This is a genomic window from Novosphingobium aerophilum, from assembly GCF_014230305.1.
Taxonomy (GTDB): domain Bacteria; phylum Pseudomonadota; class Alphaproteobacteria; order Sphingomonadales; family Sphingomonadaceae; genus Novosphingobium; species Novosphingobium aerophilum.
This window is the reverse complement of the sequence record NZ_JACLAU010000011.1, coordinates 36,860-52,082: the sequence shown is the minus strand read 5'-3', so window position 1 is coordinate 52,082 and position 15,223 is coordinate 36,860. Positions and strand designations below refer to the sequence as shown.

The following is a 15,223-nucleotide window of genomic DNA, read 5'->3' as shown; positions in this document are numbered from 1 at the left end:
TCCGGAGTCTGTTTCAGTCCGGTCGAAACGGCAACAGCGCCGCTACGTCGCAAACTCTAGCGCTTCACGAACCACGCATCGGCCGGCACCGCTGGCACCGGATCGAACCTGTGCGGATCAAACATGGGATGGTAGGCCGGATCGTGTGCCAGCCACTCCGACCAGCGCGACAGGAACAGTGCCACCTCCGCCCCGGGCGGTGCGGTCTCGCCGCGAGAGGCCTTCTCGGCGTGAGTGAAGCAGGCGTCGGGGTTGTAGACCAGCCGGTAGCCAAGCCCCCGGATGCGCAGGCACAGGTCGACATCATTGAACTCAAGACTGAAGCGCTCGTCGAAGCCGTTGACCCGTTCCAGGATCGACCGCCTTGTGGCCAGCACGGCACCGGTCAGCATCGACCATTCGCGCTGGGCCTCAGCCCAGCCGAAGTACGTTCCGGCGTCGGCCGGCCAGCCCAGCCAGGCGTGCACCGCCGTGCGCAGCGCCGGGATCATCCCCGCGTGCTGGATCGATCCGTTGGCATAAAGGAGCCTGGCCCCCACGGCGCCCACGCTGCGTTCGGCCAGGAACCCCACAAGGGCCTTGAGCCACTCCGCATCGCTGGGCTCGGCATCGTCGTTGAGGAAGATCACGTGATCGTCCGGGGCGAGCCGCCACAGTTGGTTGGCCTTCGCCGCATAGTTGAACTGGGCTCCGGCATGTTCGGGGGTGTGGACGCGGATCAGGCGGAATGGCCAGCGCTGCCTTGCCCAGCCGGGTTCATCGGCGAAATTGTCGCCAACAATGGCTGTGATCGTTTCCAGTGGCCAGTTGGCCCGAGCGATCGCCCCAAGCAGACGCTCGATATAGGTGCCGTCTTCCCCGGGCCGCAGCGCCCGGTTGGTCGGGATCAGCAGCGAGACACGGGGAAACAGGCCCTCGCCGAATTGCCGCTGCTGTCGGAGCTGGCCCGGGGCACCGGCCTCGACCAGGTCGACGCCGGCCAGATGGCGGCGGGCGACCAGGGCGGCGCGGCGCTGCTCGACCGGAGGCAAGGGGCGTTCCCCGGGATGGACCAGCAGCACCTCGGGAATGCGCGCGATCGTCCGCCCGGCCTCGGCGACGCGCAGGACCAGGTCATACAGCGCAGCACCGCGCCGTTCGCGTGCCAGTCCGCCCAGTGCGTCGAACAGGTCGCGGCGGATGATCACCGGCGCGCCGATATAGTCCTGCGAAACCAGCAGCGTGGCATTGAAGTCGGGCTTGAGCCGCACCCGGTGTTGCGCCGGGGCCTCCACCGCCGCATCGTCGGCATAGAACAGCGCCACGTCGGGCCGCTGCGCCGCGGCCTGCAGGATCACCCGGTCGGCATCGGCCCGGATCCGCGACGATCGCGGCGCCAGCACCAGCCAGTCGTTCGCCGGACCCGGCGGCAGGGGCGTCGCGTCCCAGGCCAGGTCGTCCGCCAGCCTGACCGGAATGACGCCCGCCTCGAAGGCGACACGGCCGAACGGCACCCCCGCGGTCGGATCGATCCGAACATCGGGGACAGGCGGCGGCTGGATGGCCGCGCTGCGTCGGGCAACTGGCTTCGCCTTGCCGTCATGCCCCGCGCTGTCCTCTACAGCGGCGGCGAAGCTGTCCTCAATCCGGCGTGCTACGCTGGCATAGCTCAGCCTGTGTGCCACCGCGGCACGGGCCGCCTGGCCCATGCGATGATCCCCCGCGCTGGCCGCATCGGCGGCTCGGGTCAGCGCGGCCGCCAGCGCACCCTCATCGATCCGAGCCCAGGCATGGCCCTTGAGATAGTGGCCATGGTCCTCTTCCAGGACCGCGCGGGTGGCGGACACCGGATAGCCGCAATCCGCGGACAGGAAATCGCGAGTGCCGCCGAAGTCGGTCGCCACTACCGGCCGCCCCACCGCCATGGCCTCGGCCACGGTCAGGCCGAAGCCTTCCGAACAATGTGGTGAAGCATAGACGTCAGCGGCCGCGATCAGGCTGGTCACCTCGTCCGCGTCCAGCGAAATGTCGGCGAGAACCGCTCCCGGCGTTGCGGCGACCAGCCTCGCCAGCGCCTCTCCTGCCGCTGGCCGGTCATAAAGATGCTTGGTCTTGAGCAGCAGGGACCAGCCGCGGCGGGCCAGCCCCGCCGCCGCGAAGGCCCGGACCAGCGCCTCGGGGTTCTTGCGGATTAGGTAGCTGGCCCCGTCGAAAATGTAGAGGATCACCCGCCGGTCGGGATCGACGCCCACCCGCCGCAGCATGGTCTCGCGCCCGGCGGCAATGCCTGCCGGCACGGGGACCGGATGCGGGATCACGTCGACCGGTAGATCGACATGGGCGGAGAAGATGTCGGCGCAGTACTGGCTGGGAGCCCAGATCCGGTCGACCGAGTGCAGGTCGTGCTGCCAGGCCGGAGGAATGGTGTCGGTCTCCCAGACCCAGTAACCGATCCGCTGCCTCGCGGACCGCACGATCTCGCGCTGGTCCGCAGTGAGCAGGTGCCACGAATCAGGGTTGAGGTGCACCACCGCGATGTCGGGCTGGCCGGCGAAGTCGGTGGTGGCGACCGGGGGGCAGATCTGGCGGTGCACGTGGAACGGCCGGGCCACGGGATGGACGTTCAGCCGGACGCCGGTGTGGCGCAGTGCGCACAGCAGTTCTCGGCTGGCCGAGCCCAGGCCGTTGTCGTAGTTCCAGGGGCCGAGGAACGCCACCTTGAGGGTATGGTCGCGGGAAATCGCCGTGCTACCCGATCCGGCCACGAGCAGATCGGTCGATGGGCCTGCCGGAATGTGGCTGCAGTCCGCGGCGTCAATCGCCGCCTGGACCAGACGGACATCGAACCCGGCAGCCCTCAGGATTCCCGGCCAGTTTTCGCGCAGATCCCGGAGCGCCCGCCGGACCGGCTCGGGCCAGTCACTGCCCGTTGCGAAACTGTCACGCAGCAGCAGCAGCTTTACGAAGGGGAAGCCCTGCGCAATCAGTTCCCGCCAGCAGAACAGGGTGGGATTGCCAGGGCCCGATCCGGTGTAGAGCGCTGCCACGGAAAGCCCGGCGGCCTGCATCCGGGCCGCGAAGGGCACCTCATAGGTGCGGATCACCTCGTCCTTGTCGCTCAGGTTGCGGATGTCGCGGAAGAAATGCTGGAAGGCCCAGGACCCCAGTGCCCGGGGGGCCAGGGCCAGGAAATAGCTCGACAGGTGCCAGCCATGCTCGTGGCTTGCGGTCAGCCCCGTCACGTCTGCGCCGCTGGCCCGCAGGCGTTCGATCAACGTGCGGAAGCGGGCCGGGTCGCTGCTGCAGACCACGCTGTCGTTGGTCAGGATCAGCCGGCTGGCGCCGAGCAGTGCAGGTTCGATCTGCAGGGCATGGGCCCAGGCGCCGAAATCGTAGCCAGCATTGTCGCGCACGATGATCCCGCTGGCGGTGGCGATCTCGGCCGGTCGCAGTTCAAGCGGGCGATCAACCACGGCCACCAGCAGCACGGTCAGGCCATTGGCGCGCAAGGCCTCCATATAGGGTTGCACGTGGGGCTTGAGGCGCCCGGCCGGGGCATGGGTGACCAGGACGGCCGCTTCATGGCCCGGTTCGAACGCCATCTCCTTGACGATCACGTGCCGCACCGCCTTGCCCCGCCGCGAAGGCGCGACCCGCCCGTTCGGTGCCCGACCTTCGCCTTGGCCCCAGCGCAGGTAGTGGACCAGCGGGTTGATCCCCGATGCGACCACGTCGGGGGAGGATTCGATATAGAATCGGGTATCGAAGGAGGGGCCCGGATTGCGCCCCTCGGCATGTCCGTGAAGCAGGTAGTGCTGCAGCGGATCGAGGCCTTCGGCCTTTACGTCGGGATAGGCCTGAAGATACCAGTCGGGGTCGAACAGCCCCGCCTTACGGTTATCCTCGGTGAAGACCAACGCGCGCAGCGCCGCGCTGTCCTCTGCCACCCCATTCGCCGACCGCAACCGCAACAACCTCTTGCCGACAACCCTGCTGAAATTCATCGATGCTATCCGACTTGGGCACATGCACGATCGCTGCACTTTGGCCGGATGAATGACATGCGCGGAGACCCAGACTTGAAGGCGGACCTGCGCTGTTTGTCGCACCTGCCTGCCGTCGGCGGCGTGTTTACCCAGGGTGCGGTCGGCTTTCCCTAAGCCATTTGATAGAAATCTAACTCGTTGGGCTAGTTGGTCTATGTCAGGGCGCGCGCCGCGCCGCACAATGCGCCTTGGCACAAGACACGACCGGCTCCGTCGCGCGACGGAGCCGGTCGTGAAAGGTCCCCCTGGTCGGGCAGGATCAGGCGAGCCGGACGCGCACCTGGGCAATGCCGCTGTGGGCGCGGTGACGGCGCAGGGCGAAGCCGATCATTCCCAGGCCCGTCATCAGCAGCAGCCAGGTCGCCGGTTCGGGGACCGCGCTGGGGTTCGGAATGTCTCCGGCGGAAAAGACGATTTGGCCGCTGTAGCCACTGTTCTCCAATGCCGGCGTGCCCTGGATGGACAGGGTGTAGTTGCCCGCATCGACCGGGAACGGATAGAGCCGGTACTGTTCATCGGTATCCATGCTGAACACGGTCGGGAAGATGTCCAGCACGCCGAGCGAGCCCCCGGACAGCCACACGCGGGTGATGTCGGTGTCGTTCGGACCGCCCGGATAGTTGGCGATCGTCTCGATGCTGATCCCCAGGATACCGGCCAGCGTGGTGAAATCCAGCGTGCGGGTGAACAGGCCGCCCGGCCCGACCGGCATGTTGGCATCGCTGAACGTGGTCGTGAACGATCCGTCGGCGGCCGTGTCGGTGTTGCTGGCGGCGACCGTGGTGGCCGCTTGCGAGGCCGGTGCCATGACGAGGGCCGATCCAACGGCCAGTGCTGCTACAAGTCTCTTCATACCCGGGTACTCCCTGCCTTGGCTGGTCGGTTAATGGGGGGTTAACCGAAGCTGGCGGGTTGCGTTCCTGCAGTTCCCGGAAATTTCTTTTATATCAGGCAATTATCGATTGTATCGGGATCGGCTGGGGCCGCCGCCGGATCAGCGGCGGCCCGCAGCGCGGTCATCGTCTCAGCGGGGCATGCCGCTCAGCCCGCTGGCCTTGCGCAGGGCGGCCCCGTCCAACCGGTAGCCGTCGAGGAACACGGTGTGGACATGGCGCAGCGCGGTGATGTCCTGGGACACGTCGCCCTCGACCAGGATGACGTCGGCCACCTTGCCGGGGGTGATCGATCCGGTGCGCCCGTCCATGCCGGTCAGTCGCGCCGGGACGATCGTGGCGGTCTGCAGGGCCTCGGCATTGCTCAGCCCGGCCTGCTGGTACAGCTCCAGCTCGCGCACCAGTTCCAGCCCATAACCATCGGTCCCCGCCACGATCCGCACGCCGGCCTTGTGCAGCCGGCCGACCAGCCCGACCATCTTGGCGAAGCTCTTGCGGAAATCGTCGCGGGTGAGCCCATCGAACAGCGGGTAGCCCGAAATCCTCCAGCCGCGCGCCACGGTCGGCGGGGCCACGTCGGCATAGGGGGCATATTCGGGCGGCATGGCGCTGCCGTCCGAGGTCATCAGCGGTTCCCACACGGTCAGGGTCGGGTCGATCACGGTGCCGCGCCGGGCCAGCTCGGCATAGAAGGCCGTCATCTCGGGAGAATCGAGATCGACGTCCTTGCCGTACTTGGCCGGGCCCTCCAGCCGCGCCGCGGTGTTGGCCTTGTCGACCACGGCCTGCGGCATGGCCTGCATCATGATGAAGTTGATGTGGGTGACTTCGTCATAGCCGGCCCGCACCGCCTCGAGCGGGCGCATCCCGGCGGGCACGTGGCCATGGACATGCAGCCCCAGCCGGTGCGCCTCGGCCGCGGCCGGGGCGATCCACGCCGGGTTCATCGAGGTGTAGAACTTCACCCCCCACATCCCGGCATTCTTGATCTGGCGCACCGCGGCGATCGCCTCCTCGGCCGAGGAGACCGTCAGCGAGCCCTGGGCCGCCAGCGGGTCCTTGCGGTCGATGATGATCGAGACCTTGCCATCGGGGGCCAGCAGGCTGCCCTCGGCGCGGCGCTTGAAGATGCTCTGCGCCTCGTCGATCTGGGATCCCGGGCTGCGATAGTTGGTCATCCCGGTGGCCAGGTTCTGCAGCAGGTTCCAGTCATCCCCGCCGACGTGGCGGTGCGCGTCCCACAGCCCCGGCGTGATCGTCTTGCCGCGACCGTCGATCACGGTCGCCCGGGCCGGGGCCTTGACCTGTCCGCCGGCCCCGACCGCGGCGATCTTGCCGTCCGCGATCAGCACCGCCCGGTCGGCCACGTAGCGGCCGCTGAGCGAATCGAACAGCAGCACGTGGTCGACCAGGGTGGGCGTGCGGTTGGCCGGCTTCAGGAAGTCCTTGGCCACCTCGCGCACCAGGGCGGCGGTCTCCGCCTCCTGGATGTCCTTCAGCTTGGGCCCCAGCGCCTCCAGACCCGCAGGCAGCAGCGACATGCCGCCGGCAAAGGCGAAGAACCGGTTGTCCGCGTCGAGCCAGATCGGCGAGGGCGCGAAGCCCAGGCCCTGGACGAAGGCCAGCTTGAGCGAAACCGGACCGTTCGGGCCCGCGACCGTCACCGGACGGACGATCTTCAGCGTGGCATGGCCGCTGGGCAGCATGTCGATGCCCTTGTCACCGGCCGCGACCAGGGCGTTGATGTCGGCCTCGCCGGCCAGCCAGGGCCCGCCATAGGTGGAGTAGCGCTTTGCCCCGAGCGGTGCCTCGCCGGAATCGACCGAGGTCTTCCAGCGGGCCACGCCCGCCGCGTCGACCGCGTAGTCCTCGGTCGCGTCGCCGCTGTCGGTGAAGCCGCGGATCGAGATGCGGGTCGGCCGGCCATCGGGCCCCAGGGTCATGATCTGGTCGGTCTCGGTGATCCAGCCCCGCAGCGACATCGACATGCGGTAAGCGATCTGGCCGTCGGGCAGGGTCCACTGCGCGATCTCGCCATGCTGGCCGGCGATCGAGCTGATGGTGTAGCGGCGCGCGCCCGCCGGGGCGACCAGCAGTTGCTCCTTGCTGGTGACCACGGGGCGCGGCGCGACCTCGTCGTGGGCCAGGACCGGCAGGGGGGCGAACAGGGCGGCGGCGGCCAACAGGGATGCCAGGAGCTGGCGGTGGGCTGGGCGGGACATCGGGTTCCTCTCCGGGACAGCACCCGGGCCCGGAGCGGCCCGCGGCGACAGGTGATTGATGCGCATAGTACACCTCGCAGGGTCGCGGCAAGGTCCCGCCGGGCGGCGCGAAAAATTGTCCAGCGTGACGGCCGTCACGCGCAGGGCCCGGGGCCGGGGTCTAGTCCGGGTCCTGTCGAACGAACCCGATCGACGCAACCAGACAGATCAGGAGACAGACCATGACCATCATCCGCTCGCACCTCGCCGTTCCCGCCCTTGTCCTGGCCGCCACCGCCATGCTGACCCCGCTGGCCGCCCTGGCCCGCGACGCGGCCCCCGAGGGCCCCACCGCGACGATCAAGCTTGACGCCGCCAGCCTTGCCAAGGGCGACGATGCCGGCCTGATCCGCAGCCGGATCGTCGCCGCCGCCCACCGCGTCTGCCCGCCGGAAGACTCCTCGCTGCAGGCCCAACTGCTGGCCCGCGAATGCTTCGCCAAGGCGATCCGCACCGCCGAAGCCCGCTACGCGGCGCTGCGCCAGGCCCAGCTGGACTCCGGCTTCACCGCCACCGGCAAGGCGGCCCTGGCTGCGGTCGATCCCAAGCCGGTGCGCTGAACCCGGCCCCCTCAGGGTCGCAGCCGGGTCTCGCGGGACGGTGCAGTCCGCTGCACCGTCCCCGGCCCGTTTCCGTTGCTCCGCTCGCCGCTTCCGGCATAAGGTTTTCCCATGACGCTGTCCGCCCCCCCGGCCACGTTGGCTCGCATCGTAACGGTGGCCCGTGCCGGCAGCCTGACCCATGCCCTCGCGCTGTTCCGGGCCGCCGGGTTCGACCGCGCCGATCATGACCCTGCCGCCCTCGCCGTGGCCGGGCGGCTCGCCAAGGATCAGGCGCTGCGGGCGCCCGCGGCGGAGCGTCCCGCCCTGCTTGCCCGGGCCGCAGCGGCCTATGCGGCAGCCGATGCCCTGGCCCCGCAGCCCTACACCCGCATCAACCAGGCGACCCTGACCTGGCTCGCCGGAGACCGCGCCGCTGGCGAGGACCTCGCCCGCGCCGTGCTGGCCTGGCTCGACACCGGGAACCACCCGCCCGAAACCCCCTACTGGCTGGCGGCGACCCGCGCCGAGGCGCTGCTGCTGCTGGGCGATCGCGCCGCCGCGGGGCAATGGCTCGGGCAGGCGATCGCGCGCCAGCCCGACGCCTGGGAGGACCAGGCCGCCACGCTGCGCCAGCTCGGCCTGATCCTGGTGGCCCAGGGCACCGATGCGGGCTGGCTCGACGCCTACCGGCCCGGGCGGGTGATCCACTTCGGCGGCCATCTGGGGATCGCCGATACCGCGGCCGCGGCGCTCGGGACGCGGGTCGAGGCGGTGCTGGCCGAACAGCGCGTGATCGCGGGCCATGGCGCTCTCGCGGCCGGGGCCGATCTGGTCGTGGCGGCCGCCCTGCTGGCCCGAGGGGCGGAGCTCCACGTGGTCCTGCCTACCGCGCCCGAATCCTTCGTCGCCCAGTCGGTCGCGCCCTATGGCGGGTTCTGGGTGGAGCTGTACCGGCGCGTCGCCGATGCGGCGACCAGCCTGCAGGGCGTGACCACGCTGGGGGGCGATTACCAGCCGCTGGCCAACCGGCTGGCCGCCGACGTAGCGATGGGCGCCGCCCGCCTGCACGCGCACCGGCTGGAAACCGCGGCGGTGCAGGTGCTGGTGACCGATTCCGCCGGGCCCGGCTATGGCCAGGGCACGGCCACGGCCTATCTCGGCGAGCGCTGGTGCGAGACCGCCGGAGCGGGCGGAGCCGGCCAGACCTGCCTGGCGGAGCCGCGCAGCGCCCCCGTGGCCGCATCGGGCACCAAGCCAGCGGAGGGCCGCCGCGACCTGCGGCTGATGACCTGGCTTTACCTGGCACCCATCCCTGCGACCGGCCCGAGCGATGCCGCCTTCGCCGCGCGGGTCGACGACGCGCTGACCCCGCTGCTCCACCGGCTGGATGCGGGGCCCCGGCCCGACGTGATGCTTTCCGCCGCCGATGGCGTGATCGCCGGGTTCGCCGAGGTCGAGCCAGCCTGGGACTATGCCGCGCTGGCCCTGGCCGGCGCCGACCCGCAGGTCTGCGTCGCCGGGCATTACGGGCTGGTCCACGCCATTGCGGCCGGTGGCGCGACGACCTTTGCCGGGGCGGCGCTGGCCCGGCTGGAGCCGCTCCGCCGCGCCGCCCTGCCGGGCGTGCTGCTCGCCTCGGACACGCTCGCCGCCTCGCTCTGCGTGCGCCACAGCCACGACCTGCTGGTCGAGGAGATCGGCGAGGATGACGGCGGGGCGCTCTATGCCATCCGCCGCCGCCCCGATCAGTAGAGCAGTTCCTCCAGCCGGTGCGGCGCGACGACGGTCAGCGCCTGGTCGGTCCGGCGGATCAGGCCGCGCCGCTCGAGCAGGCTGATCGTGCGCGACACCGATTCCCGGGTGCTGTCCACCGCAAGGGCCAGTTGTGCCAGCACCGGGGCCGGGGCGATCGTCAGGTCCGGGGCGGCGCGGGCCAGCCGCAGCAGCTCGGCGCAGACCCGGCCCCGGACCGACAGGGTGGTCCCCTCGGCCAGGCGCCGCTGGGCCAGGTTGAGCCGCGCCACCAGCAGCCGCGACACCGCCAGGGCCACTGCGGCATAGCGGCTCATCAGGCCAACGAACTCGGCATTGGCGAAGGCTCCGGTGCGCGACGCCCGCACTGCCACGACATCGTGCGGCAGGCCCAGCGGATCGAACAGGCCGCGCTCGCCGAACAGGTCGCCCGGGCGATAGTCCTCGATCACCGCCATGCGCCCTTCCAGCGCGGTGGCGATCATCCGGGCGTGCCCCTCGATCATCAGGTGGAGGTGCTCGACCGGCGCTTCGCCCCGCAGGATCGTGGCCCGCGCCGGATGGTCACGCAGCCGCGCCCGCGCCGCGATCACCCCGGCCAGCTCGTCCTGGCAGCCGAACGCCCGCGCCACGATCGCCGCGATCGGCGGGCTGTCCTCGCCCGGGGTGGCCATCATCCCGGCAGGACCAGGGGGCGGCCCTGGTACGTGTAGGTCCAGGAATCGAGGTCTTCGGTCAGCAGGGCCATGACCCGGCGCATCCGCACCACCAGCGTGTCGAAGCCGGGCGGCTCGTCACGGATCGCGCGCTCCAGTCCGGCCAGTTGCGTGTCGACCGCGTGGCTGCGCTCGGCGGCGCCGGCGAAATCACCCTGCATGCGGATCCCGTGCAAGGCCGCGCCCAGGGTGGGAAAGGCCGCGGTCAGCAGCGTCACCCACAGGGCCAGGTGATGGAGGTGTTCCTCGTCGACCGGATGGCCGGTCAGCCCCAGCCAGGCCTCGTAGCCCAGGAAGGCGACGCAGACCGCTGCCGTCGCCGAGAACAGGATCACCCCAGCCCGGTGCAAGGCATGGTCCAGCCGGTGCATGGTCCGCGCCTCGCGCGCGAAGTAGCCGCGCTGGTCGGCCGTCAGGGCCAGCAGCTCGTCACGCATCGCCGCCAGCCAGGCCGGCGTCACGGCCTGCGCGGGCAGGCCAAGGGCGCGCGCCGCGACGCAGGCCTCGGCCTGGACCCCGGGCCGGGTGCCCGCGCCATGCCCGCGCAGACCCAGATCACCCAGTCGCGCGGCCAGGTCCAGGCAGCGCAGCCGCTCGGCCAACTGGCGCTGCTCGATCCACACCTGATGCCAGCCGCGCCGGGTGCCCAGCCCGGTCACGGTCAGGATGGCCGCGATCAGGGCGATTTCCCCGGCCAGCAGCAGCGGCTTGGCGGCCATCGGCAGGACCAGGCCCGACAGCGACACCAGCACGGCGGCAGCGGCGAGCACGAAGTTGGCGACATAGGCGCCGCGATAGGCCGCTGCGGCCGCGCTGGCGGCGCGATCGGCGGCGGCGAACCGTTCCGCCAGGTCGGCGGCCAGCGGCGGTGGCGCAGGGTGGGCCGCAGGGGTCGCGGCAGCAAACCCGCGCCCCGCCCGGGCCCGGGTCAACCACAGCAGCATCCGATAGGGCCAGGCCAGCGGCGCCTCGAGCCAGGCGCGCGACGGCGGAGCGGAAGCCACCTGCGGACCGTCTGCGCCGCGCAGGCCCGGCAGCGCGGCAAGCACCTCGGGCAGCCGATCGAGCCCGGCGCGGGCGACGGTATCGACCGTATCCTCGCCCAGGGCATGGGCGTTCAGCCCGCTCCACAGGATCGTCGGCGCCACATCGGTGGCGAGGGCCAGGTGAATCACCGGCACCCCGGCGATCACCGCCTCGGCGACCACCTGGCCGGTGCCGCCGGGCCCGCCCGGGGGGCCTCCGTTCCAGATCCCGACCAGCAGGTCGCACTGGGCCAGCAGCACCCGGCCGGCCCGCTCATAGGCGCGGGCGCCGCGACGCAGATCGGTCTCGCCGGAGGCATCGTCCCGCACGCCGTCGAGCGCGAAGACCCGCTGCGCCGTCGCCAGGCTGTGCCGGAAGGCCTCGACATCCGGCCCCCCGGCGAAGTCGCGGGCATAGTCGTCGGCGGGGAAGGGCAGGATGGCCTCATGGGCCCAGCCCCGTTGCTCCCCGGCCGCCGCGGCCAGGCGATCGGCCCCGGCGGCAGCGCAGGAAATCAGCGTCACCCGGCCGTCGAACGGGGCCATGGCCTGATCCACCGCGGCAAAGACCGCAGCCACGCGGGCCTGCAGCAGGTCCGGATCGGTCTCGCCGAGCAGAGCCGGGCGGTGCCCGGTCACGCCGATGCGAAGCTGCGTGGTCATGGCCGGCAAGGGTCCCCGTCGGTGGTGCTGGCGGATGCGATCGTCCCTGCTTACAGCACAACGGCACGCGCCCGTACAGCAGGCGCGGGCTGGTCCGCCCGCCCGGCCGCGAGTTCTGGCACTCTCCCTGATAGAGTGCCAGAATATCTTTTGTTCGCAGAGGCTTAATTTGATCCATGCTTGACAGTTCTCAAGCATGGATGATCTATTGCCGATCACCACAACCACAGGGGAGCAGGCGACCAGATCGCGCGACGACGAGGAGACGCAGAGTGTTCGAGTCACGTCATCCCGGACCACACGACGATTTCCGGCGGCAATTGCTGGGCCAGGGCCTTTCGACCGTCGAGATCAGCTACTACCTGCCGGACTACCCGTCGCTGCTGCAGGTGTTCATCTGGCAGCTGTACGACGAAGCCCCGCATTTCCCCCAGTTGCGCCGCTTTCTCGATCACTGGCGGCGCGAGGTCGAGGCGGTGCTCCATTCGGTGCGGGTTGCGCACGATATCAAGCTGGGGCCGCGCCAGTGGCAGCGCCAGGGGGAAGTCTTTACCCTGCAATAGCGCCTGACGGACCAGCCCCCGCTGCCGGACGGTTCAGTCCAGGTTCGGCCGCAGCCAGCGCTCCGCCGTCGCCAGATCGATCCCGCGCCGCGCGGCATAGTCCTCCACCTGGTCGCGCCCGATCCGCGCCACGCCGAAGTACTGGCTGTCCGGGTGGGCGAAGTAGAAGCCCGAAACCGCCGCCGTGGGCAACATGGCCTGGCTCTCGGTCAGGGTCAGGCCGGCGTTGTCGGTGGCCTTCAGCAGGTCGAAGAGGATCGGCTTGAGGCTGTGATCCGGGCAGGCGGGATAGCCCGGCGCCGGGCGGATGCCGCGATATTGCTCGCGGATCAGCGCCTCGTTGGTCAACTGCTCGCCCGGGGCATAGCCCCACAGCGTGGTGCGGACATGCTGGTGCAGGCGTTCGGCGAAGGCTTCGGCGAAGCGGTCGGCCAGGGCCTTGAGCAGGATGTCGTTGTAATCGTCGTGCGCCGCCTGGAACCGGGCGAGGTGCGGCTCGATCCCGTGGATGCCCACCGCGAAGCCGCCCAGCCAGTCGCCCGTCGGATCGATGAAGTCGGCCAGGCAGAAGTTCGCGCGGCCGCGGCTCTTCTTGATCTGCTGGCGCAGGAAGGGGAGGCGGACTTCCTCCCCGGCCCGGGGAGGGGGACCATCCGCAGGATGGTGGAGGGGCACGGTGTTACCGGGGGTGAGGTGGCCCGACTCCACGCCTTGCCCCTCCACCGTCTGCGACGGCCCCCCTCCCCGTGCCGGGGAGGATATGATGATATCATCCCCATCCCGCCGGCACGGCCAGAACGCGGCGACACCCCGGGCGGTCAGCCACTTCTCGCTGATGATCTTGTCCAGCATCGCCCGCGCATCGGCATAGAGCGACCGCGCGCTGTCCCCCACCACCGCGTCGTCCAGGATCGCGGGATAGGTCCCGGCCAGTTCCCAGGCGCGGAAGAACGGGGTCCAGTCGATGCATTCGGCCAGGTCGGCCAGGTCCCAGTCGGCATAGACGTGGAGCCCGGGCTGGGCCGGGGCGGGGGCCTTTTCGGCCAGGTCGGGCACGAAGGCGTTGGCCCGCGCCTCGTCCAGCGGCAGCAGCGCCGATCCTTCCTTGCCGGCGCGCGCCTCGCGCACCGCCTCGTACTCGTTCGCCGTGGCGGCGATGAACGGCTTGGCCTGGGTATCGGACAACAACTGGCTGGCGACGCCGACCGCGCGGCTGGCATCGAGCACGTGGATCACCGGGCCGGTATAGGCCGGATCGATCCGCAGCGCGGTGTGGACCTTGCTGGTGGTCGCCCCGCCGATCAGCAGCGGGATGGTCAGCCCGGCGCGCTGCATCTCCTCGGCCACGGTCACCATCTCGTCGAGCGAGGGGGTGATCAGGCCGGACAGGCCGATCATGTCGACCTGCTCCTTCTGCGCCGTGTCGATGATGGTCGACCACGGCACCATCACGCCCAGGTCGATCACCTCGTAGCCGTTGCACTGCAGCACGACCCCGACGATGTTCTTGCCGATATCGTGAACGTCGCCCTTGACCGTGGCCATGATAATCCGGCCCTTGGCCTTGGCGCCCTCTTCCTTCTCGGCCTCGATGAAGGGGATCAGGTGCGCGACCGCCTTCTTCATCACGCGGGCCGACTTGACCACCTGCGGCAGGAACATCTTGCCCGCGCCGAACAGGTCGCCGACCACGTTCATCCCGTCCATCAGCGGGCCTTCGATCACCTCGATCGGCCGGCCGCCGCGCGCCGCGATCTCCTGCCGGGCGAGCTCGGTGTCGTCGACGATATGCGCGTCGATGCCCTTCACCAGGGCATGCTCGATGCGCTTGATCACGTCCCAGCCGCGCCATTCCTCGGCGGCCTTCTCGGCCACGGCGTCCTTACCCTTGAACCGTTCGGCCAGCGTGATCAGCCGGTCGGTCGCGTCCGGATCGCGGTTGAGGATCACGTCCTCGCAGGCGAGGCGCAGGTCGGGGTCGATCGTGTCGTAGACATCGAGCTGCCCGGCGTTGACGATCGCCATGTCGAGCCCGGCGGGGATCGCGTGGTAGAGGAAGATCGAATGCATCGCCCGCCGCACCGGCTCGTTGCCGCGGAACGAGAACGAGAGGTTCGATAGCCCGCCCGAGAAGTGGACATGCGGGCAGGCCACCCGGATCTCCTTCACCGCCTCGATGAAGTCGACCGCGTAGTTGTTGTGCTCCTCGATCCCGGTCGCCACCGCGAACACGTTGGGGTCGAAGATGATGTCCTCGGGCGGGAAGCCGATCCCCGTCAGCAGCTTGTAGGCGCGGGTGCAGATCTCGACCTTGCGCGCCTTGGTATCGGCCTGGCCCTGTTCGTCGAAGGCCATGACCACCACGGCCGCGCCATAGTCCATGCACTTGCGCGCTTGCGCCAGGAACGCCGCCTCGCCCTCCTTCATGGAGATCGAATTGACGATCGGCTTGCCCGACACGCACTTGAGGCCCGCCTCGATCACTTCCCACTTCGAGCTGTCGATCATCACCGGGACCCGGGCGATGTCGGGCTCGGCGGCGAGCAGCTTGAGGTAGGTGGTCATGGCGGCGACCGCATCGAGCAGGCCCTCGTCCATGTTCACGTCGATGATCTGCGCGCCGTTTTCCACCTGCTGGCGCGCCACCTCGATCGCCTTGGCATAGTCGCCCGCGAGGATCAGCTTCTTGAACGCGGCCGAGCCGGTGACGTTGGTGCGCTCGCCGATGTTGACGAAGCGGGCGCCGGTCGAACTTGCGGGGGAGGGGGTGGTCTGGGTCATGT

At 70.0% G+C, this 15,223-nt stretch carries 9 protein-coding genes; 3 read left to right on the top strand and 6 right to left on the bottom strand.

Annotated features, from left to right (window positions below; genetic code table 11):
- Positions 1–56 precede the first annotated feature (56 nt).
- The 3 genes from H7F49_RS09295 to H7F49_RS09285 all read right to left on the bottom strand — a co-directional run bounded on the left by H7F49_RS09295 (position 57) and on the right by H7F49_RS09285 (position 7,140).
- Complete coding sequence (locus H7F49_RS09295) at positions 57–3,926, bottom strand: glycosyltransferase (RefSeq protein WP_185683318.1); 3,870 nt, start codon at positions 3,924–3,926, stop codon at positions 57–59.
- A 358-nt stretch (positions 3,927–4,284) separates the two neighbouring features.
- The gene (locus tag H7F49_RS09290; protein ID WP_185683317.1) at positions 4,285–4,878 is read right to left on the bottom strand and encodes an FxDxF family PEP-CTERM protein; all 594 of its coding nucleotides are present in this window, start codon (positions 4,876–4,878) and stop codon (positions 4,285–4,287) included.
- A 171-nt stretch (positions 4,879–5,049) separates the two neighbouring features.
- Positions 5,050–7,140 (bottom strand): amidohydrolase family protein, encoded by a 2,091-nt coding sequence (locus tag H7F49_RS09285; protein ID WP_185683316.1) that lies wholly within the window; start codon positions 7,138–7,140, stop codon positions 5,050–5,052.
- 221 nt (positions 7,141–7,361) lie between these two features.
- On the opposite strand from H7F49_RS09285, the gene H7F49_RS09280 reads away from it, so the two are divergent.
- The gene (locus H7F49_RS09280) at positions 7,362–7,739 is read left to right on the top strand and encodes a UrcA family protein (protein ID WP_185683315.1); all 378 of its coding nucleotides are present in this window, start codon (positions 7,362–7,364) and stop codon (positions 7,737–7,739) included.
- Positions 7,740–7,850: 111 nt separating this feature from the next.
- Positions 7,851–9,473 (top strand): tetratricopeptide repeat-containing protein, encoded by a 1,623-nt coding sequence (locus H7F49_RS09275; protein ID WP_185683314.1) that lies wholly within the window; start codon positions 7,851–7,853, stop codon positions 9,471–9,473.
- Here the strand turns inward: H7F49_RS09275 and H7F49_RS09270 are convergent.
- Together H7F49_RS09270 and H7F49_RS09265 are read right to left on the bottom strand one after the other, a co-directional pair.
- Positions 9,467–10,150, bottom strand: a complete 684-nt coding sequence (locus H7F49_RS09270) for a Crp/Fnr family transcriptional regulator (protein ID WP_185683313.1) — start codon at positions 10,148–10,150, stop codon at positions 9,467–9,469. The genes H7F49_RS09275 and H7F49_RS09270 overlap by 7 nt on opposite strands.
- Complete coding sequence (locus tag H7F49_RS09265; protein ID WP_185683312.1) at positions 10,147–11,877, bottom strand: hypothetical protein; 1,731 nt, start codon at positions 11,875–11,877, stop codon at positions 10,147–10,149. The genes H7F49_RS09270 and H7F49_RS09265 overlap by 4 nt, the downstream gene beginning before the upstream one ends.
- 272 nt (positions 11,878–12,149) lie before the next feature.
- On the opposite strand from H7F49_RS09265, the gene H7F49_RS09260 reads away from it, so the two are divergent.
- Positions 12,150–12,440, top strand: coding sequence for a protein usg (locus H7F49_RS09260; protein WP_328806641.1), 291 nt, complete (start codon positions 12,150–12,152; stop codon positions 12,438–12,440).
- A 33-nt stretch (positions 12,441–12,473) separates the two neighbouring features.
- Here the strand turns inward: H7F49_RS09260 and metH are convergent, their stop codons facing one another.
- Complete coding sequence (gene metH, locus H7F49_RS09255; protein WP_185683310.1) at positions 12,474–15,221, bottom strand: methionine synthase; 2,748 nt, start codon at positions 15,219–15,221, stop codon at positions 12,474–12,476.
- Positions 15,222–15,223: the final 2 nt, after the last annotated feature.

Bases quoted from the DNA above. Each gene is read 5' to 3' on its own strand.
- H7F49_RS09280 (WP_185683315.1), top strand. From the start codon at position 7,362: ATGACCATCATCCGCTCGCACCTCGCCGTTCCCGCCCTTGTCCTGGCC.
- metH (WP_185683310.1), bottom strand. From the start codon at position 15,221: ATGACCCAGACCACCCCCTCCCCCGCAAGTTCGACCGGCGCCCGCTTC.
- H7F49_RS09290 (WP_185683317.1), bottom strand. From the start codon at position 4,878: ATGAAGAGACTTGTAGCAGCACTGGCCGTTGGATCGGCCCTCGTCATG.
- H7F49_RS09270 (WP_185683313.1), bottom strand. From the start codon at position 10,150: ATGATGGCCACCCCGGGCGAGGACAGCCCGCCGATCGCGGCGATCGTG.
- H7F49_RS09285 (WP_185683316.1), bottom strand. From the start codon at position 7,140: ATGTCCCGCCCAGCCCACCGCCAGCTCCTGGCATCCCTGTTGGCCGCC.
- H7F49_RS09265 (WP_185683312.1), bottom strand. From the start codon at position 11,877: ATGACCACGCAGCTTCGCATCGGCGTGACCGGGCACCGCCCGGCTCTG.
- H7F49_RS09275 (WP_185683314.1), top strand. From the start codon at position 7,851: ATGACGCTGTCCGCCCCCCCGGCCACGTTGGCTCGCATCGTAACGGTG.